The organism is Nonomuraea sp. NPDC049378 (genome assembly GCF_055586745.1).
In genome coordinates this window covers 116,621-136,026 of sequence record NZ_JBVJHP010000006.1, presented here as the reverse complement: position 1 = coordinate 136,026, position 19,406 = coordinate 116,621, and the positions used below count along the sequence as shown (strand labels likewise).

The following is a 19,406-nucleotide window of genomic DNA, read 5'->3' as shown; positions in this document are numbered from 1 at the left end:
CGGCAGAGGCCGGGGCCGCCGCTTCTCGAGGCGGGAGGTCACCGATGCCGGCGGTGGAGTGCTCGTTGCTCGGCGGCGTCGAGTGCGGGTGCGAGGGGTGCGAGCGTGGTGCGAAGGAGGTCCGGTAGCGAGCCGGACGGCACGACGAGCCCGCTGGTCGTGAAGGACGAAGCAGTCGTCTGCAGCCACTGCTCGAGCGCCACGCGAACTGCGGCGGCCACGCTCGCCGCGAGCACCCGTGCGGTGTGCGGGTCGCCATCGCCCAGACGGTCGGCGATCGCGTCGGTAAGAGGATGTTCGATCGCGGTGGTGGTTTCGACGAACGCGTCGCGCAGTGCGGGACGGGTGGTGATCAGCAGCAGCGCGTCCCGGCCGGATTCGTCCGGGACGGTGTACTGATCCACGATCGCTTCGATGACGGCGTCGGCGAGGCCGACGCCGGCGGGCCGATCGGCCACCGCCGCCGCGGCTCGCGCTTCCCGTTCGCCGGCGACGGCGGCGACGATCGCCTGCTCGCGGCTGGAGAAGTAGTTGTTGTACGTCCTCGGTGAGACGCCGGCGGCCTCGGCGATGTCATCGACGCGCACGTTGTCCGGCCCACGCTCGAGGGCCAGCCGCAGGGCCGCCGCGCGCAAGGCCTCTCGGGTGGCCTGCTTCTTCTGCTCGCGCAACCCCGTCCGTCTCGTCGTCACCGTCCCAGCATTCCAGCTTGAATGCGTGTGCGCAAACTTGCGTGCACGCAAGTTTCTTCATAGCCTGGGCGTCCTCATCCCACAGGAAGGACCCGTGCAATGAGGGCCAAGGGCATCACCTACGACACCGGCTTCATCCGCAACAGAGGGTCCTCCCGCGAGCGCTTCGACCCGGACGTGGTCAAGCGCGAGCTGGAGATCATCAGGGACGACCTGCACTGCACCGCGGTCCGCGTCATCGGCGGTGACCCCGGGCGGCTGGAGCTGGCCGCGACGTACGCCGCCGACCTCGGCCTGGAGGTCTGGTTCTCGCCCTACCCTCTGGAGCTGACCTCCGAGGAGACGCTGTCGCTGTTCGCCGACTGCGCTGAGCGGGCGGAGCGGATCCGGCAGCGGGGCGCCGAGGTCGTGTTCGTCGCCGGCGCCGAGCTGAGCCTGATGAACAAGGGATTCCTGCCGGGCGACACCCAGGAGGACAGGCTCGGGCTGCTGGCTCGGCGAGATCGGCTGGCCGAGCGGGCAGGCGAGCTCAGCGCGCGGGTCAACGACTTCCTGTCCGGCGCCGTGGCACTCATTCGCGAGCGATTCGGCGGCCGGATCACCTACGCCTCCATACCGCTCGAGCGCGTCGACTGGGCCTCCTTCGACATCGTGGGCGTGGATCTCTACCGGTCGGCCGAGGTCGCCGGCCCGTTCGCCGAGGCCGTACGCACCCTCGTCGCGCAGGGGAAGCCGGTCGCGATCACCGAGTTCGGCACCGCCGCCTACCGTGGCGCGGGTGACAGGGGCGGCCGCGTACTGGAGGTCGTCGAGTTCGGCGAGGACACCGGCGTGCCGGTCCGGCTGAACAGCGAGTGCGTCCGCGACGAGCCCGGCCAGGCCGCATACCTGCGGGAGCTGTTGGAGATCTACGACGCCGCAGGTGTCGACAGCGCCTTTGTCTTCCTCTTCGCGCTCGACAACTTCCCGCACCGCCCCGACGGCGATCCCCGCGACGATCTCGACCTGGCCAGTCCGGGCATCGTCAAAGTCCTCGAGGACCGCCGCGGGGACACCTACCCCGACATGTCCTGGGAACCCAAGGCCGCCTTCATCGCCCTCGCTGAGTGCTACCGCGGCTGACCGCGTCGCCATGCCCGCGTCTTGCGGCGAGCCTCGCCGGCCGCCGCCCGCCGGCCGGGCGAGCGCTTCAGCGCCTCATCCGACCCGCCCCCCTGCGGGCGAACAAGGGAGTACATATGATCACAGATGTTGTCATCGTCGGCGGCGGCCCCAACGGGCTGATGCTGGCCTGCGAACTGAGCCTGGCAGGGGTCCGGCCGCTCGTGCTGGAGCGGCTGCCCGAGCCCAGCCGGGAACCGAAAGCGAACGGACTGCTCGGTCAGGTCGTGAGGATGCTCGACCACCGCGGGTTGCACGAACGTCTCAGCGGCAGCCAGGAACCGCCGCGGCCGAACTCCGCGTACTTCATGTTCGGCGCGATGGGCCTGGACCTGAGCCTGCTGGAGGACAGCCCCGTCCACGCCCTGCCGGTGCCGCAGCGACGTGTCGTGCGGGTTCTGCAGGAGCGAGCGGTCGAACTGGGCGTGGACATCCGGCGGGGGCACGAGGTCGTCGGCCTGGCGCAGGACGACGACGCCGTCACCGTCGACGTCACGAGCCCGGACGGGGAGTACCACCTGCGGGCCCGGTACCTGATCGGTGCCGACGGAGCCCACAGCGCCACGCGCAAGCTCTCCGGCATCGGGTTCCCCGGAATCACCCACGACCGGATGACCGTTCGCTCGGCGCATGCGACGATCCCAGAGGACTGGGTCGATCCCGCGACCGGCGCGCTGAACGTGCCCGGCTACGGCGCCGTCATGCCGTTCATGCCCCACCGCACCGATAACGGGGGGTTCTCCTACGCGCCGATGCCCGGCCATCCACCGCTGGTCAGCACCACCGAGTGGGACCAGCCCGCGACCGACGCTCCGATGAGCCTGGAGGAGCTGGGGACGAGTATCCGCCGCGTGCTCGGCGTCGACGTGCCGCTCGGGCCACCCGACGGCCAAGGACCGCACGCGCTGCGCCGGCTGACCGGCGGTAACACCCGGATCGCCGAACGGTTCGCCGACGGCCGGGTGTTCCTGATCGGTGACGCCGCCCACGTGTACGCCGCCACGGGAGGCGGTCCGGGGCTCAACCTCGGCCTGCAGGACGCGGTCAACCTCGGCTGGAAACTCGCCGCCGAGATCCGGGGAAGCGCCCCGCCCGGGCTGCTGAACAGTTACGAGACAGAGCGGCGATCGGCCGCCCGGCGCATGGTGCTGAACGCGCAGGCACAGGCGGCCCTGATCGCCCCCGGCAGCGATGTCACCGGACTGCGCGAGGTGTTCGCCGAACTGCTCCGCGACCCGAGCGCGGTGCGGCGCCTGGCCGGACTCACCGCAGGCGCCGACGTCCGCTACGACATGGGCGTACCCGAGGCGCACCCGCTGACCGGCCGGTTCGCCCCGGACATGGACCTGCACACCGCGACCGGGCCGGTCCGGCTGGCCGAGCTGACCAGAACCGCACGCCCTCTGCTGCTCGACCTGACCGAAGAATCATCACTGGCGGAGACACTCGCCCTGGGGCACGACCAGGTCGATGTCGTCACGGCGCGCTCCCAGACCCCCGCGCCCACCGCCCTGCTCCTCCGGCCGGACTGTTACGTGGCCTGGGCATCTGCATCGCCTCGGCCCGATCCCACGGAGATCGGGACGCTCCGAGCAGCCTTGCAGCGGTGGTGCGGAGTCATCAAGCCCGCCCGCACCTGACTCGGGCACCTACGGAGGCAGCCGACGCGGGCCGGTGGCAGGCTTGCGGAGGGCCGGGACGGGGTCAGGACCCGGCTGCGGCGCGGTGGGCGCGGATCTCGTCGTGGTGGTCGGAGGCCCAGCCGATCAGCTGTTTGACGATGTCGAGCAGGCCACGGCTGAGGGGGGTGAGGGTGTACTCCACGCGCGGCGGGACCTCCGCGTAGGCCGTGCGGGTGATCAGCCCGTCCTGCTGAAGCTGGCGCAGGGTGTGGCTGAGCATGCGCTGGGAGATGCCGGGGACGTCGCGCTGCAGGTCGGTGTAGCGCAGGGCGCCGTCCTCCAGGATCGCGATGATCAGCATGCTCCACTTGTCGCCGACCCGGTCCAGGATCTGGCGGATGAAGGCCATCTGGTCGGCCGGGATCGCCGCGCAGGGCCCCCGGCTCGCGGCGGCCGCCGATCCCCCTGCGTGCTCCATGACGCACATTCCTCTCCGTGACGCACAGTGATGTGCCTTTTGTAGGCCCCTCCATGCTGTCCTATCTTGACGTTACGCACAAATAGTAAGAATTGGAGGGGATGCCATGAAGGTCGAGCTCTGGTCCGAGGTGGCCTTCCCCTGGTGCGGGCTGGGCGGCCATCGCCTGGCGCGAGCCGTCGAGCACGTGGAGGTGGTCACCTCGCCCCCGGCGGCCATGCTCCTGCCTGCGCTCCGACGGCTGCGCCGTCCCCTCCGCAACCTCCTGACCCCGTACTCGAGAGAAAGTGAACTGATCATGCCTGCTCTCGCCATCGTCGGCGCCGGCCCCGGCATGGGCCTCGCCATCGCCCGCACCTTCGGCGCCCAGGGCTACGATGTCGCTCTCATCGCCCGCAACCGGGCCAAGCTCGACGACCTCGTCGGCCGGCTCACCGCGGAGGGCATCACCGCCGCCGCGTTCCCGGCGGACGTGCTCGACCACGACGCGCTGGCCCAGGCCCTCAAGGACGCCGCCACTCTCTTCGGCGGCATCGATGTCCTGGAGCACTCCCCGGCCCCGAGCGTCGGCTCCATCGCCCTCGCCTCGCCGTCCCAGACCAACCCGTCCGACGTGCAGTGGCTGATCGACTTGCTGCTCTACAGCGCCATCACCGCCACCCGGGCCGTCCTCCCCGCGATGCGTGAGGCCGGCGCGGGCACCCTGCTCTACACCAACGGAGGCGGCTCGCTCGACCCGCACCCGATACTCGGCAACGTCAACGCCGCCCAGGCGGCGCTGCGCAACTGGGTGCTCAACCTGCACAAGGAGCTGGCCGGCACCGGTGTCCAGGCCGCGCACGTCGCCATCGACGTGTGGATCGGCGGGGGCGGCCCTCCCGGAGCCCCGACCGCGGAGCCCGAGGAGATCGCCCCTCTCTACTGGGACCTGCACACCCGACGCGACGAAGCCGAGCGCGTCTTCTCCGGCTGACGTCTCGCGTGGCGGGGGTGGCGGCAGTGATCCGGTTCGGTCGCGGAGTTCGCACGGATTAACGAAACGGGACCGTTGCGTATCGGAATGCATTGCGCTACGGTGTCGTTGCGAAACTTGGGCGTATCGAAATTAAGGACCTTGTCATGGACCCGAAAACGGGGCATCCACGCCGATGGGCGATTCTCGGCGTGCTGGTGTTCAGCCTGCTGGCCGTCGTGTTGGACAACACGATCCTCAACGTCGCGATGAAGACCATCGCCGACGAGACGGTGGGCTTGGGGGCGACGCAGAGCGAGCTCGAATGGGCGATCAACTCCTACACGCTGGTGTTCGCCGGCTTGTTGTTCACGTTCGGCGTGATCGGCGACCGAACAGGGCGAAAGCGCATGCTGTTCATCGGCATGGTGCTGTTCGGGCTGGCCTCGCTGGCCAGCGCCTACGCCCAGGATCCGACGCAGCTGATCCTGGCGAGGGCGGCGATGGGCATCGGCGGCGCGGCCATCATGCCGGCCACGCTGGCGATCATCTCCAACGTGTTCCCGCCCGGTGAGCGTGGCAAGGCCATCGGCGTGTGGGCCGGCGGCGTCGGTCTCGCGGTGGCGATCGGCCCGATCACGGGCGGCCTGCTGATCGAGCACTTCTGGTGGGGCTCGGTGTTCCTGGTCAACGTGCCGATCGTGCTGGTCAGCCTGGTCCTGATCTCCATGGTCGTGCCCGAGTCGCGTGACCCGAAGCCGTCCAGGCTCGACCCGCTGGGCGTGGCGTTGTCGATCATCGGTCTGGTGGCCATCGTGTACGGCATCATCCGCGGCGGCGAACTCGCCACCGTGGCCAGCGCCGAAGTGCTGGTGCCGACGTTGTTCGGCCTGGCGGTGCTCGGCGTGTTCGTGTGGTGGGAGCGGCGCATCGACCACCCGGTCTTCGACGTCCGTAACTTCGCCAACGTCCGCTTCAGCTCGGCCATCGGCATGATGGGCATCGTCTTCTTCGCGATGATGGGCGGGATGTTCTTCCTGACCTTCTACCTGCAGATCGTGCTGGGGTTCACGCCGGTGCAGGCGGGAGCGCTGATGATCCCGTTCGCCGCGGCGCAGCTCATCTTCGCGCCGCTCAGCCAGCGGGTGAACGAGCGGTTCGGCGCCAAGCTGTCGGCCACGGTGAGCATGATCGTGGTGACCCTGGCGTTGAGCAGCTACGCTCTGATGGACCAGAACACGCCGATCCTGCTGATCGAGATCGTCTTCTTCGTGCAGGGTGCGGCGATGGCCAACATCATGCCGCCCGCGACCACCGCCATCATGGAGTCGCTGCCCAGGGAGAAGGCCGGTGTCGGATCCGCGATGAGCAACACCGTCCGCCAGCTGGCCGGCGCGCTCGGCGTGGCGGTGCTCGGCTCGGTGCTGTCCTCCAGCTACCGGGGCGAGATGGCGCCGGTGCTGGCGGGCCTGCCCGCCGACGCCCAGCACGCCGCCGGTGAGTCGATCATGGGGACGATGGGCGTCGCCCAGGCTCTGGGGGAGCAGGGCCAGGCGCTGATCAAGCCGGCGTTCGCCGCGTTCGTCGAAGGCATGCACGTCACGGCCATGGTGTCGGCGGTGGTCGGCTTGCTCGGCATCGTGGTCGTGGCGAGGTGGATGCCCGGCAAGCCGCGACCGGTGCGGCAGACGGAACAGAGGGAACCCGCTACAGTGTGAGGCCGCGATGACGATCCAGGAACCAGCGGTTGCCCGCCCGGCGGGCCGTCCGCGCAGCGAGAAGGCCGAGAAGGCGATCATCGAGGCGACCCTCGACCTGCTCGGCGAAGGCATGGGTGTGTCCGAGCTGTCCATCGAGGCGATCGCGTCGAGGGCCGGCGTCGGCAAGACCACGATCTACCGGCGCTGGTCCAACAAGGAAGATCTGGTCGTCGACGCCCTCGCCACGCTCAAGGCGCCGCTGCCGGAGCTCGGCGGCACATCGGTGCGCGACGACCTGATCAGCCTGCTCGACGCCATGCGCAGGGAGGCGGGCCAGCCCCGCAGCCGCTGCGTGATGAACATCGCGATGAGCGAGGCCGATCGATATCCGCAGCTGATGGAGCGGTTCGTCAAGCGGGCCATCACACCTCGCAGGGAGGCGATGCGCGCGGTGATCGAGCGCGGCATCGCCTCCGGCGAGCTCAATCCCGACCTCGACGTCGACATGGGCATGGCGTTGCTCTCAGGGACGATGCTCTGGCACACCAAGTGGGGGCCCGGTGGCGAGCTCGCTCCCGACCTCGCCGTACGGGTGGTCGACGTGGTCCTGGCCGGGATGACGCCCAGGCCCTGATCGGCGGAGCGGCCGTCAGGCGGCGGTCCTGCGGCGGAAGAGCAGGGCCGCGACCGGGACGCTGATCACCACCACACCGATCAGCCACGCCGCCGCCACCGCCCCCGACGAGCCCACGGGCCGGTCGAGGAGCAGTGCCCGCAGCGTCTCGATGATCGGTGTGGCCGGCTGGTTGTAGGCGAAGTCGCGCAGCACGCCCGGCATCGTCTCCGCGGGGACGATCCCGTCCGAGACGTACGGCACGAAGAGCACCGCGAAGCTGAACGCTCCCGCCGCCTGGGCCGACTTGACCAGCAGCCCCCACACGACCGCGAGGGCGGACATCGCCAGGACGTATCCCGCGACCAGCGCCAGCACCAGAGCCCAGCCGGTGAGGGTGGCCTCGGGGCGGAACCCGAGGACGATCGCGGCGAGCAGGGCGATGGCGGACGATGCCACGTTGCGCACGACCGATGCCACGACGTGCCCCGCGGGCACCACCCACCCGCTGATGGGCAGGGTGCGGAAACGGTCGATCATGCCTCCGGTCAGGTCCTCGGAGATGTTCACGGCCGACAGGGCGGCTCCGTACCCGCCTGACATGAGCAGCACGGCGGGGACGACGAAGTCGATGTAGGCCAGGCCGCTGGAGCCGGTGGTGATCGCGCCGCCGAACACGTACACGAAGAGCAGCATGATGATCACGGGCAGCGCCGTGTTCACGATGAGGCCGTCGAGGACGCGCAGTTCGCGGCGCAGGTCGCGGACGACGAGGCGGCGAAGGTCGCCCGCCGAGGTGACGAGGGCGCTCACGCCGCGGCCGCCGTGAGCTCGAAGAACACGTCGTCCAGGGTGGGGGCGCGCAGGGCCACGTGCTCGACGTCGATCGCGGCCCGGTCGAGCAGGTCCAGCGTCCTGTGCAGGTGCCGGGGGTCCTGGACGGCCACGGTGACCTCGCGGGAGTCCTGGCCGAGGTGGGCGTCGGCGAGCGCGGCCCCGGCACGGGGCACGTCGTCGGCCCGCGACAGGCGCATCACCAGGCGTTCCGCGCCGACCTGGCGTTTGAGCGCGGCGGGGGAGTCGTCGGCCACGACCCGCCCGCCGTTGATCACCACGACGCGGTCGGCGAGGTGGTCGGCCTCGTCGAGGTACTGGGTGGTCAGCAGGATGGTGGTGCCGGAGGCGAGCAGTTCGCGGATCACCGACCACAGTTCGGCCCGGCTGCGCGGGTCGAGCCCGGTGGTGGGCTCGTCAAGGAAGAGAATCCTGGGGTTGGAGATCATGCTGGCGGCGAGATCGAGGCGGCGGCGCATCCCCCCGGAGTAGGTGGAGACCTGACGGCCGGCCGCGGCGGTCAGGTCGAAGCGTTCGAGCAGTTCGCCCGCTCGCCGGCGGGCCTGCCTCCCGCCGAGGTGGTAGAGGCCGGCGAACAGCTCGAGGTTCTCCCGGCCGGTCAGCAGCCCGTCGACCGTGGCCTGCTGAGCGGTCAGCCCGATCACGCGGCGTACCGCGGCACCCTCGCGGGTGACGTCGTGGCCGCCCACGGTGACGGTGCCGCCGTCCGGCGCGAGCAGGGTGGTCAGGATGCGCACGGTGGTGGTCTTGCCGGAGCCGTTCGGCCCGAGCAGGGCCAGCAGGGAGCCGGTGGGCACGGTCAGGTCGATCCCCGCGAGCACCGGCCTGCCGCCGAAGGACTTGGTTAGTCCTCTGGCGTGCACAGCTTCTGTGAATGGCGTACTGTGTATGACGTTCATAGTTTTAAGGTAATGCAGAATCCTAGGAGTGAGTCAAGGAGGAACCCGAATGTCGCAGGAGCGGTCGTTGCCGCCCGTGGTGGAGCGGTTGTGGGGGCGCGAGCCGGTCTCGCGCCGAGGCCCGAGGCCGCGGCTCGACCTGGCCACGATCGCCTCGGCCGCCATCGAGATCGCCGATGCTGAAGGCCTGACCGGGGTCTCGATGGCGAGCGTGGCCTCGCGGGTGGGGGCGGCGGCGACGGCGCTCTACCGCTACGTCGGGAGCAAGGAGGACCTTCTCACCGCGATGGCCGACTTCGTCGTGCCGATGCCGCCCGACCCCGCGGGCCGGCCCTGGCGCGACTATCTCGAGCTCTGGACCCGCGCCCAGCGCGACACCCTCCTTGAGCACCCGTGGTTGTTGCCGATCTCGCGGCTCACCCCGCCGCTGGGCCCCCGGCGGCTGCTCTGGCTCGACCGCCTGCTCGCCGCGCTCGACGGCATGGGGCTGGACGGCGGGGAGAAGGTCAACGTGGCCAGTGTCCTGGCGGGCTACGCGCTGACCGACGCGGCGCTCGTGGCCACGTCCGGAGAGCCGCAGGCCGACGGCCCGGGCGTCGAGGGAGCCGAGGACTACGGCGAGGCCCTGGCCGGGCTGCTCGACGCCGGGACCTACCCGGCGCTGTCGGCCGCCGTGCGCGCGGGCGCGCTGCGCGGCGCCGAAGGGTGGGTCGACGACAGCGACTTCCGCTTCGGCCTGGAGCTGCTGCTCGACGGCGTCGAGGCGCTGATCGCGCGGCGCGCGTCAGGCGATGACGTCGGCGGGAAGTAGCTGCTCGGTGAGCAGGCGGCGGACCCGGTCGGGGGTGGTCGCCCAGGGCCGCAGAAGCTCCCATCCATGGAAATATCCCAACAGGTACGGGCTCGTCGGCGACGGCTTGATCAGCCCCATGGCCAGCGCCACCTCGCTCTCGCTGTACAACGCCCACCGGCCCAGGTACGCGGCCAGCTCCGCCTCGCCCCTCCCCTCCTCCGCCATGAACACGGCGTTGCCCCAGACGCCCCACAACACGTTCTTCGCGTGGTGGATCGCGGCCAGGTCGCTCCCGTCGGGCCGGATGCCGGCCTCGGGAAAGACGTGCTCGTCCAGCCAGGCCCGCGCCTGCTCGCCGGGGAAGACGAGCTCCTCGGCGAGCAGGCCGAGGCCCTCGCTGAGCACGAACGACGGCGACAACATGAACCGTACGCTCTGGCCGTCCCGGTGCTCCTTGAGCAGCGACTCGGCGATGTGCCCGGGATGGCCCTCGTGCGCGATGACGTACAGCAGATCGGCCAGGTTGAACGGGATCGCCTTGTTGACGTGGATCGTGGACTTCAGGCCGCCCTCGTACGCGCCGGCCGCGTGGAACGCCACCCCCTCCACGAGCCGGACCTCCACACTCTCCTCCGGCAGCGCGATGATCGCGCTCGTCCGCGCCCGTGTCTCGGCCACCGCCCTGGCCGCCAGCTCCGGCAGCCGCTCGATCGGCTCCAGGGTGTGGGCCGCCTGCCACGCCCGCATCCGGTCGGCCAGCGACCCGCCGGTCCTCGGGAGCGCCGCGTCCAGCTCCGCGTGCGCCTGCTCGAACACCTCCTCGGGCAGCCGTCGCGGCTCCAGGCCCAGGCACTCGCGCGCGTACTCGGCCAGGGGCAGCCGCTCGCCGTCCAGCCGGCGGGCGACGGCCCGCAGCGCGCGCACCTGTGCGGCCAGGTATGCCGACGGGGCGGACTCCAGCAGCCGATCCGCCTCCCCGGCCAGCTCGCCCGGGGCGGCGGGCGGCTCCGACTCCGCCGTCGCCCTCCACGCCGCCGGACCCGAGTAGATGAGCATGCCGCCGCCCAGCGCCTGGTCGACCCGCAACGCCAGCATCGCGAAGTCGTGCTGCCACCGCTGCTCTGCCATGGATTCTCCTCCTCTGTCCTGGGCGCCCTAAGCTAGCCGTACGGTTTTCCGTACAGTGCACGGAAACGCGCGCGGAAAGGGAGCGGGAGCGTGCCGGAATCCATCTGGTTCCGCGACGACGACCGGCCGCGCCGGCCACGGCTGACGCGCGAGCGCATCGTCACGGCCGCCGTCGCGCTCCTTGATGCCGAGGGCGTGGCCGGATTCTCGATGCGGGCGCTGGCCGCGCGCCTGCGGGCGGGGACGATGTCGCTCTACGAGTACGTCAGGAGCAAGGAGGACGTCCTCGACCTGGCCCTCGACGAGGTGATCGGCGAGATCGAGCCGGCGGAGGCGGGCCCGTGGCGAGAGCTCCTGGTGCGCCAGCTCGCCCAGAGCAGGCAGGTGATGCGCCGCCACCCCTGGGTGCCCGCGCTCACCGCCACGCGTCCCCTGCTCGGGCCGAACGCGGTGGCCCGCTCCCGCGTGTTCTACTCCGCGCTGGCCGGCGCCGGGCTGAGCGGCGCCACGCTCGTCGCCGCCGTCGGCACGCTCAGCTCGTACGTCAACGGCTTCGTCGCGTCGGAGAACACCTGGTGGGACACCGTACGCACGGCCGGAGCCGACGCCGAGATCCGCGGCAAGGTCACCCGGCATCTCGACGACCACGCCGGCGAGCTCGCCCGGCACGCCCAGGTGGACAACGGCGACTTCGACGCCCAGTTCCTGCTCGGGCTCGACCTCATCCTCGACGGCATCGCGACCCGCCTGCCACCCGGCTGAGGTCGCCGGCTCGGGCCGGGCCCGTCCGCGGTCACCGCTGTTCCGCGACGGCGGCCAGCAGGGAGTCGAGGGCGCGCTGGGACGTCTGGAGCCGTTCGATGGTCTCGGCGAGGCGCCGGCGTTCCCTCCGCAGGCTGCCGGCCATGCCCTGGCAGCCGGACGGCACCATCCGTCCGCCGTCGTCATGCACGCAGTCGAGCAACCGCGCGATCACCGACGTCGGCAGTCCGGCGGCCAGCATCATCCGGATGTGGCGGACGGCGGCGACGTCCGCGTCGCCGTAGTCGCGGTAGCCGTTGGGCAGCCGCACGGGCCTGAGCAGGCCCTGCTCCTCGTAGTAACGCAGCAGCCGCCTGCTCACCCCGGTCTCCCGGGCCAGGTCACCGATCCGCATGTGCTCCCTTGTCCCTCACACTTGACCTTCACATCGATGTGACGCCTTACCGTCCCATTGTTCTAGAGCAACAACACGAAGGAGCTGATGATGCCGGGTGCGGTGGTGATCGGGGCAGGACCGGGGATCGGGCGGTCCGTCGCCCGCCGGTTCGCGAATGAGGGCATGGAGGTCGCCCTCGTCTCGCGGTCAGGGACGACGCTGGACCTGGAGGGTGCGCGCGCCTACCGGGCCGACAGCGCCGACGAGGACGAGTTGCGCGCGGCGCTCGACGCGGCCGCCGCCGAGCTGGGCACGCCGGACGTCGTGGTCTACAACGCGGCCGTCATCCGGCCCGACACGCCCGCCGAGGCGAGCATGCGCTCGCACCTCGACGCCTGGGCGGTCAACGTGGTGGGTGCGCTGATCGCGGCCGCGCACGTCGTACCGGCCATGGCCGGGCGCGGCGGCGGCTCGTTCCTCATCACCGGCGGGATGCCCGAGCCCAAGGCGGCTTACACCAGCCTCTCGCTCGGCAAGGCCGGCGTGCGGACCCTGGTGGACATCCTCGACCAGCAGTGGGGATCGTCGGGCGTGCACGTGGCCGGCGTCACCGTGGCCGGGCCCGTCGCGCCCGGCACGGACTTCGACCCCGACGACATCGCCGAGCACTACTGGCGCCTGCACACCCAGCCGAGGTCCCGCTGGGACCGGGAGGTGCTGCACGGCGGCGCCGGCGGGTGAGCAGGAGACCGCCGATGGCGGGAAGGGAGCTGGTGCAGCAGGTGGCGGGGTGCCCGCATGCGGCGACGGTCAGCGAGGTCGCACCGGGCGGGCGGGATGTCCGCGGGCCATGTCAGCGGGTGAGCTTCCACAACCAGCCGATGGAACGGAGCCCGAGCCGCGCCGCCACCCGCTGCGAGGAGTGGTTGTCCGCGCCCGTGCTGTAGAACAGGCGGGTGCCCGGCAGGAGACCGGCCCAGGTGGCGGTGGTCGCCGCGGCGAGGCCACGACCACGGAACGCGGGTGCGGTCCACACCCCGGCCTCGGCGCCGGCCGCTGTCAGGCGCGCGGTGTGGCAGACGGCGGCCACCTGGTCGTCCGCCGCGACCATCGCCCAGGGCGCGCCGTCGCAGCCGTCGAGGAGGTCGTGCCACTCGTCGCGGGCCCAGTTCGCGGGCCGCAGGGGGCGTACGCGCTCGGCGTGGGCCGGGTCGTCCGACCGCAGCACCTCGGCTGCGGGAGCGTCGAAGGGCACCGGTGGCGGCGGGATCAGATAGCACGGCCCGCCGGACACCGTCGCCTCTCCGAGGAGCGCGCGGCACCGCTCCAGCACTTCCGGCGGCCGGCCTGGGGAGGAAGGGAGGCCGCGGGCGACCAGATCGAGCAGCCGGGCGGCGAGCGCGCCGGGCACGTCGGGCCCCACCGCCGCGGTCATGCCGTCGGCCGCCACACCCACCACCAGGTCTTCCGGCCCGGGCAGGCGGCCGCGGTCGTCGAGGCGCCAGATGACACCGATCTCGATGGCCAGCAGGTCGACGTCGGGGGTCACGGTGGGTCCGCCTCCAGGTCGGTGCGACGGCTGCGAACAGCCCGGGGCAATTTACCTGAAAGCCGCCTGCCTTGCCCGCTGGTTTCCGCGCCGGCCGCCGGATCCTTCTGTCTTTACGAGCACGACGACTACAAAGGCGGCCATATCTGTTTCACAGGCAGTGACGTGTTCCTGAAGAGGGACAACTAGCCGACGCTTCCACGTGGCCCGGGTGCGGGATCGACGAGGGTGAACGCGGTCGTCGCGGCCACCCTGCCGTTGACGATCACGTCGAGCTCCCTCCCGCCCGGCGGCTCGTCACGGGTGGTGACCGGGCGGAAAGAATGGCTCTTGCGCAGGGTGAAGACCGCGCCGGATCCGTCGGCCGCCCGCTGGCCGAGGTGGAACACGCGGCGCGAGCCGGGCCGCCGGATCGCGTATTTCAGCAGCATCGGCCCCGGCGCGCCGGCCGTGACCGTGACGGTGAAGGACAGCTTCCCGCCGATGGTCACGGTGTCGGCCTCCAGGGCCAGAGCGTCGACCGCGCCGCTGCCCGGGGTGACGCCCATGAGCGCGAGCGCCTCGGGGTGGCCCGTGCGCAGCAGCCCGCGCGCCGCGTGCCGCAGCACCTTCTCCACGTGGGAGCCGCCGTCGGAACGCCAGCGGGCGAGCAGCTCCAGAGCCACCTGGGGATGGTCCTTGGCCAGGTCGTTGACGTGGTTGGCGACCGAGCGGCGCACGTATTCGCTCGGGTCGTCGCGCAGGCGGTCGAGCAGGGGCAACGTCGGCCCAGGCGTCATCAGCCAGGCCACCCGCCCGGCCCACGGCAGCCGGGGCCGTGAGCCCTCTGAGGCCAGACGGCGCAGGTGCTCGTCGGGGGACTCGGCCCAGGCACGCATGATCCTGAGAGCGTCGTCGCGGTAGCGCTCCAGAAAGGGGCGTACGGCGAACTCGCCCGTCGCGTACGGCGTGAGCGCGGCCAGCGTGGCCATCGCGGGCTCCAGATGATCGAGCCCCGCCGCGGCCGTGTGGTCGGTGGCCGGCCAGCCGCTCCACATGTCGAGCCGCACCCGCGACGCGCACGCGCGCACGATCTCGGCGGCCTGGGGATAGGGCAGCGGCAGCGCGTCGTGCAGCGCCGCCGAGACATGCCTGACGCGGTCCTTGAGCTCCAGCCCGCCGAGCCCGGCCAGGGCGCGCTCGGTGAAGCGGGCGCGGGGGAACGGCGCCCAGGCCGCGCTCAGCCCGTCGGCCAGGACCTGCACGGAGGCGGAGTTGATCATTTCTTTCAGGGGTTGAGCCACGGCGATACTGTGCCAGCCGCCACCGACAGTTCTCACCCCCCTGGAGAAGCCGCGGGCGGCGCCGCGCCGGCGACCTATGCGCCGTTCGGCGTCTGCGGCGACAGGCCGCGGTAGTACGCCTGCATGGCGGGGTGGTAATCGTGGAAATCAGGTGCGGGGGAGCCGTCGCGGGAGGCCACCAGCATGTCGAGGTAGTACTCCCAGCCGGGTCCGACGTCGCCGGCCAGGTCCGTGCCGTCCAGGTGCTGGACGAAGCGCAACTCCGTCATGCCGGCGGTCTCCGACAGCAGCAGGTCGATCCGCCAGGCCCCGTACGCGTCGAGCGCCGACACGGTCAGCCGGTGCGGCGGCTCGCAGGCCTCGATGCGCAGGTCGTACCAGGGCTCCTGCTCCTCGTGCACCATCCGCACCTTGATCGTGCGGCCGGGCGCGGCCTCGCCCTCCCAGGGCCCGAACCAGCGGGCCGTTCGCTCGGACTCGGTGATGCTCGCCCACACGTCCTCGGCGGGTGCGCGGAACGTCCGGGTGAGGACGAGATCGTTTCCTGAGGCCGTGCCGAACAGCCTGCCGGTGGGGATCGGGCTCATGCGGTGTTCTCCTCGCTGCTGGTGCTGGCGCTGGCGCTGGTGCGGCGCTCGCGGCGCGTTCGGTGCACCTCCGTCTCCAGCGCGTCGAAGCGGTGCTCCCACCCGGAGGGCCGGGCGAACTGGGAGAGCCAGGCGAGCAGCTCGCCGAGCCTGCCGGGGTCGAGCGCGTAGAGGCGCTGCCTTCCGACCAGCTCGTCGCGCACCAGGCCGCTCTCTCTGAGCACGCGCAGGTGACGGCTCACGGCCGGCCTGCTGATCGCGAACTGCCCGGCGATCTGACCGGCGATCTGACCGGCGGACAGCCGCCCGTCGCGCAGCATCACCAGGATCCGCCGCCGCACGGGGTCGGCGATCGCTCCCGCCACTTCGTCCACCCAGAAAGCGTAACCTACTGGTTACGTGTTCGGTCAGAGTTGGGGTGCCACGTCGGGGCAACCTCCCGTGGGCCCAGATACATGAAGAACCTTCTTCGCAGCGGCCACGGATGGCGGAGGTACGCAGCATGAGCAAGCCGCAGGGCGCCGTAGACCTCTCCGCATCGATCGACCACGGCGGCGCGGGCTCTCCCGGTGTCACCGATGCGCCGGATCGGGCCTTCCGCTCCCATCCGACCCTCCAGCCGGCCGTCCGCCAGCTCCAGGTGCTGCGCGACACCTACCCGGGGTGGCGGATCTGGCGCGAGCGCACCTCCACGGCCGTGGTGTGGCACGCGGAGTTACGGCGGCAGGTCAGCGCGGGCATGCGCGGTGCCGGGGTGGCCGAGCGGATCCAGCGCGGTGGAGCCCTGGAGCTCGCGTCCGCGCTGGCCCACCAGGCGTCGCTGGTGCACAACTCCCGGGCCTGGGCCCGGTCGTCATGAGCCGGGGTGGGGGATCAGCTCGTGGTCTCGCGCCACCTGTTGGTGATCGGCAGGCGGCGGTCCCGGCCGAAGTTCTTGGGAGTGATCTTGGGGCCCGGCGGATACTGCCTGCGCTTGTACTCGGCCACGTCCACCAGCCTGATCACCCGCGTCACGAGCTCGGGATCGTGGCCGGCCGCGATGAGCTCCCGCGAGCCCATGTCCTTCTCCACGTAGTCGTCCAGCAGCCGGTCCAGCACCTCGTACGGGGGCAGCGAGTCGGTGTCGCGCTGCCCTGGCCGCAGCTCGGCGCTCGGCTCCTTGGTGATCGAGTTCTCCGGGATCGGCCGCTCGGCCTGCAGCAGGAAGGAGGGGTCGGAGTGGGTGTTGCGCCACTTCGACAACTCCCAGACCATCGTCTTCGGCACGTCCTTGATCGGCGCGAAGCCGCCCGCGGAGTCGCCGTACAGCGTGGAGTAGCCGGTCGCGAGCTCGCTCTTGTTGCCCGTCGTCAGCACCAGGTGGCCGTGCTCGTTGGACAGGCCCATGAGGATCATGCCCCGCACCCTGGCCTGGATGTTCTCGGCGGCCAGGCCGGACAGGTGGATCTCCTTCTCGTACGCGTCGACGATCTCGGCGATCGGCACGACCTGCGACTGCACCCCCTGCCTGCGCACCAGCTCTTCCGCGTCGCGCAGCGAGTGGTCGGAGGAGTAGCGGGACGGCATGGGCACCACATGGACCCGCGAGGGCCCGATGGCGTCCGCGGCGATCGTGGCCGTCAGCGCCGAGTCGATGCCCCCCGACAGGGCCAGGATGACCGACTCGAAGCCGTTCTTGGCCACGTAGTCGCGGACGGCCAGCACCAGCGCGGAGTAGACCTCGGCGTGCGGGTCCAGCCGCTCGGCGATGGGGGCGGGCACCGGGGGATAGGGGGCGACCGGGTCGGCCGACACCACCAGGCGCTCGACCGTGATCGTGGTGCCGTCGCCCGCGTCGTACGGGAACGTCCCCGTCTGCGCCTGCGAGGGCGGCAGGTCGAGATCCACGACCAGCAGCTCCTCCTTGAACTGCCCGGCCCGCGCCAGGAGCTCTCCCGAGCCGTCCACCACGATCGAGTCGCCGTCGAAGACCAGCTCGTCCTGCCCGCCGACCTGGTTGACGTAGACGAGCGCGCAGCCTGCCTCGCGCGCCCTGCGCGCGCACAGCTCCAGGCGGACGTCGTCCTTCTCCTTCTCGTACGGCGAGGCGTTCGGGACGACGAGCAGCCCGGCTCCCGCCTGCCCGACGACGGACACAGGACCGCCGTCCTGCCAGAGGTCCTCGCACACCGCGATGGCCACGTCGACCCCGTGCAGGCGGAAGACGGGCAGGCGATCGCCGCGCACGAAGTAGCGGTACTCGTCGAACACCCCGTAGTTGGGCAGGTGGTGCTTGGCCGTACGGGTGACCACCTCGCCCTTGAACAGCAGCGCGGCGGCGTCGAGCGGCGCGCCCTTCGGCTGGCCGGTCCTGGGAGCCCGGGCGGCGCGGTCGACGTAGCCGACCACCACGGGCAGATCGCCGAGCCCTTCCCGGTCCAGCCTGCGCGCCACCTCTTCCAGGGCCCTGATGCTGGCGTCCACGAACGACGTACGCAGCACGAGGTCCTCGACGGGATAGCCGGTGAGGAACATTTCGGTGAAGACGACCAGGTGGGCACCGCGTTCGGCGGCGTCGCGGGTCCACACGATCAGCCGGTCCGCGTTGGCCGCCAGATCGCCGACGGTCGGGTTGGTCTGTGCCAGGGCAATCCGCAGTTGAGCCACGCGCTCAGCCTAATACGTCACGCTTTTTATCGTCCAAGCGACGAAAAGTGATATATGTCGCTCAGCGGCGCCGGATCGCGGGTCCGAGCGCCAGCATGCCGAGCGCCGACACCGCGCCGACCCCGCCGACCGTGAACCACAACGCCTTCGAGCCCAGCTCCAGCAGCGGGCCGCCGATCAGCGGCGCCAGCACGGCGGCCATCGACCACGCGAAGCCGAACAACCCCGCGTACCGACCGCGCAGGTGCGCGGGCGCGAGCGCGGCCACGACGGCGCCGGGGACGCCGGCCGTGATGATCTCCCCCGTCGTCCACACCGCGATCGTCACGACCAGCCCGAGGGTGCTGGTGACGAACGCCGTCATCGCGAACCCCAGACCCATCACGGCCAGCCCCGTCGCGAGCGTGCGGGAGGCGTCCCTGCGCCCGAGCCAGCCCGACACGAGCGGCTGCACGAGCACGATGAGCACCCCGTTGAGCGCCATGGCCAGCCCGAACTGCCCCGGCGACAACTTCACGACCTCCGTCATCGCCACCGGCAGCATGGTCATCGTCTGCCCGTAGACCAGCGCGTTGCCCAGCACGACCAGCGTGAACCCCACCATCACCCGGTCGCGCAGGACCACGCCGAAGCCGCCGGCCGACTCCCTCGCCTCCGGCCTGGTCTCCGGGACCGCCCGCCACACCAGCGCGGCGAAGACCAGGCAGGAGACCGCGTCGATCCAGAACAGCCAGACGAACCCGAGCTCCGCCAGCCGGCCGCCGCTCGTCATGCCGATCGCGTAGCCGAGGTTGATCCCCCAGAACAGCAGCCCGTACGCCCGGGGCCGTTCCGCGGGGGAGACCAGGTCGGCGACCAGGGCGGTCGAGGCGGGCCTGTAGACGTCGATCACCAGGCCGAGCGCGAACATGGAGACCAGGATCGCCGGCAGCGTGGAGCTGTAGCCGAGCGCCAGCATGCTCACGGCGGTGGCCACCATGCCGCCCGACAGCGTGGCCCGGCGCCCGATCCGGTCCGTGAGGATCCCGGCGAGCAGTTGCGACAGCAGCGAGCCCACGCCGTAGACGCCCATCACGAGGCCCGCCGCGGCCAGCGACAGGCCACGGCTCTGCGTCAGGTAGACGCCGGTGAAGGGGACGACCATGGTGCCCAGGCGGTTCACCAGGGTGCCGCCCCACAGGGCCCAGAACGGGCGGGGCAACCCGCCCACCATGGACTGGAGGAAGGACGGCTTCCGCTGCGGGTCTGACGGCTTCTCGGCGGTGGTGTGTGACACGCAGGAATCGTGATGTTTGGGTCTTTAGGGTGCG

At 71.2% G+C, this 19,406-nt stretch carries 21 protein-coding genes; 9 read left to right on the top strand and 12 right to left on the bottom strand.

The window, feature by feature from the left end; all coding sequences use genetic code 11:
* Positions 1–38: 38 nt before the first annotated feature.
* The gene (locus ACZ6SA_RS14940) at positions 39–671 is read right to left on the bottom strand and encodes a TetR/AcrR family transcriptional regulator (protein ID WP_443151920.1); all 633 of its coding nucleotides are present in this window, start codon (positions 669–671) and stop codon (positions 39–41) included.
* A 120-nt stretch (positions 672–791) separates the two neighbouring features.
* On the opposite strand from ACZ6SA_RS14940, the gene ACZ6SA_RS14935 reads away from it, so the two are divergent.
* The gene (locus ACZ6SA_RS14935) at positions 792–1,814 is read left to right on the top strand and encodes a hypothetical protein (RefSeq protein WP_465828331.1); all 1,023 of its coding nucleotides are present in this window, start codon (positions 792–794) and stop codon (positions 1,812–1,814) included.
* A gap of 116 nt (positions 1,815–1,930) precedes the next feature.
* The gene (locus tag ACZ6SA_RS14930; RefSeq protein ID WP_465828330.1) at positions 1,931–3,493 is read left to right on the top strand and encodes an FAD-dependent oxidoreductase; all 1,563 of its coding nucleotides are present in this window, start codon (positions 1,931–1,933) and stop codon (positions 3,491–3,493) included.
* 64 nt (positions 3,494–3,557) lie between these two features.
* Here ACZ6SA_RS14930 and ACZ6SA_RS14925 read toward each other — a convergent pair whose 3' ends face one another.
* Positions 3,558–3,953 (bottom strand): winged helix-turn-helix transcriptional regulator, encoded by a 396-nt coding sequence (locus ACZ6SA_RS14925; RefSeq protein ID WP_347642534.1) that lies wholly within the window; start codon positions 3,951–3,953, stop codon positions 3,558–3,560.
* 106 nt (positions 3,954–4,059) lie between these two features.
* On the opposite strand from ACZ6SA_RS14925, the gene ACZ6SA_RS14920 reads away from it, so the two are divergent.
* The 3 genes from ACZ6SA_RS14920 to ACZ6SA_RS14910 all read left to right on the top strand — a co-directional run bounded on the left by ACZ6SA_RS14920 (position 4,060) and on the right by ACZ6SA_RS14910 (position 7,239).
* Positions 4,060–4,926, top strand: coding sequence for an SDR family NAD(P)-dependent oxidoreductase (locus ACZ6SA_RS14920; protein WP_347642535.1), 867 nt, complete (start codon positions 4,060–4,062; stop codon positions 4,924–4,926).
* Positions 4,927–5,072: 146 nt separating this feature from the next.
* Positions 5,073–6,623 carry an MFS transporter gene (locus ACZ6SA_RS14915; protein ID WP_443151915.1) on the top strand — a complete coding sequence of 517 codons (1,551 nt, stop codon included), beginning with the start codon at positions 5,073–5,075 and terminating at the stop codon, positions 6,621–6,623.
* 7 nt (positions 6,624–6,630) lie between these two features.
* Positions 6,631–7,239 (top strand): TetR/AcrR family transcriptional regulator, encoded by a 609-nt coding sequence (locus ACZ6SA_RS14910; protein WP_347642537.1) that lies wholly within the window; start codon positions 6,631–6,633, stop codon positions 7,237–7,239.
* Positions 7,240–7,254: 15 nt separating this feature from the next.
* Here the strand turns inward: ACZ6SA_RS14910 and ACZ6SA_RS14905 are convergent, their stop codons facing one another.
* Positions 7,255–8,031, bottom strand: a complete 777-nt coding sequence (locus tag ACZ6SA_RS14905; RefSeq protein WP_465828326.1) for an ABC transporter permease — start codon at positions 8,029–8,031, stop codon at positions 7,255–7,257.
* Positions 8,028–8,936 (bottom strand): ATP-binding cassette domain-containing protein, encoded by a 909-nt coding sequence (locus ACZ6SA_RS14900; protein WP_465828325.1) that lies wholly within the window; start codon positions 8,934–8,936, stop codon positions 8,028–8,030. The genes ACZ6SA_RS14905 and ACZ6SA_RS14900 overlap by 4 nt, the downstream gene beginning before the upstream one ends.
* An 85-nt stretch (positions 8,937–9,021) precedes the next feature.
* Here ACZ6SA_RS14900 and ACZ6SA_RS14895 point away from each other — a divergent pair, with 85 nt between their 5' ends.
* The gene (locus tag ACZ6SA_RS14895; RefSeq protein ID WP_465828324.1) at positions 9,022–9,783 is read left to right on the top strand and encodes a TetR/AcrR family transcriptional regulator; all 762 of its coding nucleotides are present in this window, start codon (positions 9,022–9,024) and stop codon (positions 9,781–9,783) included.
* Here ACZ6SA_RS14895 and ACZ6SA_RS14890 read toward each other — a convergent pair.
* Positions 9,757–10,893: a DUF885 domain-containing protein gene (locus ACZ6SA_RS14890; protein ID WP_465828322.1), complete on the bottom strand. Its 1,137-nt coding sequence runs from the start codon at positions 10,891–10,893 to the stop codon at positions 9,757–9,759. The genes ACZ6SA_RS14895 and ACZ6SA_RS14890 overlap by 27 nt on opposite strands.
* A gap of 90 nt (positions 10,894–10,983) precedes the next feature.
* Between ACZ6SA_RS14890 and ACZ6SA_RS14885 the strand changes: the two genes are divergently transcribed.
* A complete protein-coding gene (locus ACZ6SA_RS14885; protein ID WP_347642542.1) occupies positions 10,984–11,655 on the top strand; it encodes a TetR/AcrR family transcriptional regulator in 672 nt (223 codons plus the stop codon).
* A 31-nt stretch (positions 11,656–11,686) separates the two neighbouring features.
* On the opposite strand, the gene ACZ6SA_RS14880 is transcribed toward ACZ6SA_RS14885, so the two are convergent.
* A complete protein-coding gene (locus ACZ6SA_RS14880; RefSeq protein WP_347642543.1) occupies positions 11,687–12,049 on the bottom strand; it encodes a MerR family transcriptional regulator in 363 nt (120 codons plus the stop codon).
* A 90-nt stretch (positions 12,050–12,139) separates the two neighbouring features.
* Here ACZ6SA_RS14880 and ACZ6SA_RS14875 point away from each other — a divergent pair, with 90 nt between their 5' ends.
* Complete coding sequence (locus ACZ6SA_RS14875) at positions 12,140–12,772, top strand: SDR family NAD(P)-dependent oxidoreductase (RefSeq protein ID WP_465828320.1); 633 nt, start codon at positions 12,140–12,142, stop codon at positions 12,770–12,772.
* Positions 12,773–12,884: 112 nt separating this feature from the next.
* Here the strand turns inward: ACZ6SA_RS14875 and ACZ6SA_RS14870 are convergent, their stop codons facing one another.
* The 4 genes from ACZ6SA_RS14870 to ACZ6SA_RS14855 all read right to left on the bottom strand — a co-directional run bounded on the left by ACZ6SA_RS14870 (position 12,885) and on the right by ACZ6SA_RS14855 (position 15,824).
* The gene (locus ACZ6SA_RS14870; RefSeq protein WP_465828318.1) at positions 12,885–13,580 is read right to left on the bottom strand and encodes a GNAT family N-acetyltransferase; all 696 of its coding nucleotides are present in this window, start codon (positions 13,578–13,580) and stop codon (positions 12,885–12,887) included.
* A gap of 185 nt (positions 13,581–13,765) precedes the next feature.
* A complete protein-coding gene (locus ACZ6SA_RS14865) occupies positions 13,766–14,863 on the bottom strand; it encodes a DNA alkylation repair protein (RefSeq protein ID WP_465828316.1) in 1,098 nt (365 codons plus the stop codon).
* A 74-nt stretch (positions 14,864–14,937) separates the two neighbouring features.
* Entirely contained in the window at positions 14,938–15,450 is a 513-nt protein-coding gene (locus ACZ6SA_RS14860; protein WP_465828315.1) for an SRPBCC family protein, read from the bottom strand.
* Complete coding sequence (locus ACZ6SA_RS14855; protein WP_465828313.1) at positions 15,447–15,824, bottom strand: metalloregulator ArsR/SmtB family transcription factor; 378 nt, start codon at positions 15,822–15,824, stop codon at positions 15,447–15,449. The genes ACZ6SA_RS14860 and ACZ6SA_RS14855 overlap by 4 nt, the downstream gene beginning before the upstream one ends.
* Positions 15,825–15,952: 128 nt before the next feature.
* Between ACZ6SA_RS14855 and ACZ6SA_RS14850 the strand changes: the two genes are divergently transcribed.
* Positions 15,953–16,309 carry a hypothetical protein gene (locus ACZ6SA_RS14850; protein WP_347642549.1) on the top strand — a complete coding sequence of 119 codons (357 nt, stop codon included), beginning with the start codon at positions 15,953–15,955 and terminating at the stop codon, positions 16,307–16,309.
* Between the two features lie 14 nt (positions 16,310–16,323).
* On the opposite strand, the gene ACZ6SA_RS14845 is transcribed toward ACZ6SA_RS14850, so the two are convergent.
* Together ACZ6SA_RS14845 and ACZ6SA_RS14840 are read right to left on the bottom strand one after the other, a co-directional pair.
* Positions 16,324–18,096, bottom strand: coding sequence for an NAD+ synthase (locus tag ACZ6SA_RS14845; RefSeq protein ID WP_347642550.1), 1,773 nt, complete (start codon positions 18,094–18,096; stop codon positions 16,324–16,326).
* Positions 18,097–18,157: 61 nt separating this feature from the next.
* Positions 18,158–19,372, bottom strand: coding sequence for an MDR family MFS transporter (locus ACZ6SA_RS14840; protein ID WP_347642551.1), 1,215 nt, complete (start codon positions 19,370–19,372; stop codon positions 18,158–18,160).
* Between the last annotated feature and the right edge of the window lie 34 nt (positions 19,373–19,406).

Bases quoted from the DNA above. Each gene is read 5' to 3' on its own strand.
- ACZ6SA_RS14935 (WP_465828331.1), top strand. From the start codon at position 792: ATGAGGGCCAAGGGCATCACCTACGACACCGGCTTCATCCGCAACAGA.
- ACZ6SA_RS14930 (WP_465828330.1), top strand. From the start codon at position 1,931: ATGATCACAGATGTTGTCATCGTCGGCGGCGGCCCCAACGGGCTGATG.
- ACZ6SA_RS14925 (WP_347642534.1), bottom strand. From the start codon at position 3,953: ATGGAGCACGCAGGGGGATCGGCGGCCGCCGCGAGCCGGGGGCCCTGC.
- ACZ6SA_RS14920 (WP_347642535.1), top strand. From the start codon at position 4,060: ATGAAGGTCGAGCTCTGGTCCGAGGTGGCCTTCCCCTGGTGCGGGCTG.
- ACZ6SA_RS14915 (WP_443151915.1), top strand. From the start codon at position 5,073: ATGGACCCGAAAACGGGGCATCCACGCCGATGGGCGATTCTCGGCGTG.
- ACZ6SA_RS14910 (WP_347642537.1), top strand. From the start codon at position 6,631: ATGACGATCCAGGAACCAGCGGTTGCCCGCCCGGCGGGCCGTCCGCGC.
- ACZ6SA_RS14895 (WP_465828324.1), top strand. From the start codon at position 9,022: ATGTCGCAGGAGCGGTCGTTGCCGCCCGTGGTGGAGCGGTTGTGGGGG.
- ACZ6SA_RS14890 (WP_465828322.1), bottom strand. From the start codon at position 10,893: ATGGCAGAGCAGCGGTGGCAGCACGACTTCGCGATGCTGGCGTTGCGG.
- ACZ6SA_RS14880 (WP_347642543.1), bottom strand. From the start codon at position 12,049: ATGCGGATCGGTGACCTGGCCCGGGAGACCGGGGTGAGCAGGCGGCTG.
- ACZ6SA_RS14875 (WP_465828320.1), top strand. From the start codon at position 12,140: ATGCCGGGTGCGGTGGTGATCGGGGCAGGACCGGGGATCGGGCGGTCC.
- ACZ6SA_RS14860 (WP_465828315.1), bottom strand. From the start codon at position 15,450: ATGAGCCCGATCCCCACCGGCAGGCTGTTCGGCACGGCCTCAGGAAAC.
- ACZ6SA_RS14850 (WP_347642549.1), top strand. From the start codon at position 15,953: ATGAGCAAGCCGCAGGGCGCCGTAGACCTCTCCGCATCGATCGACCAC.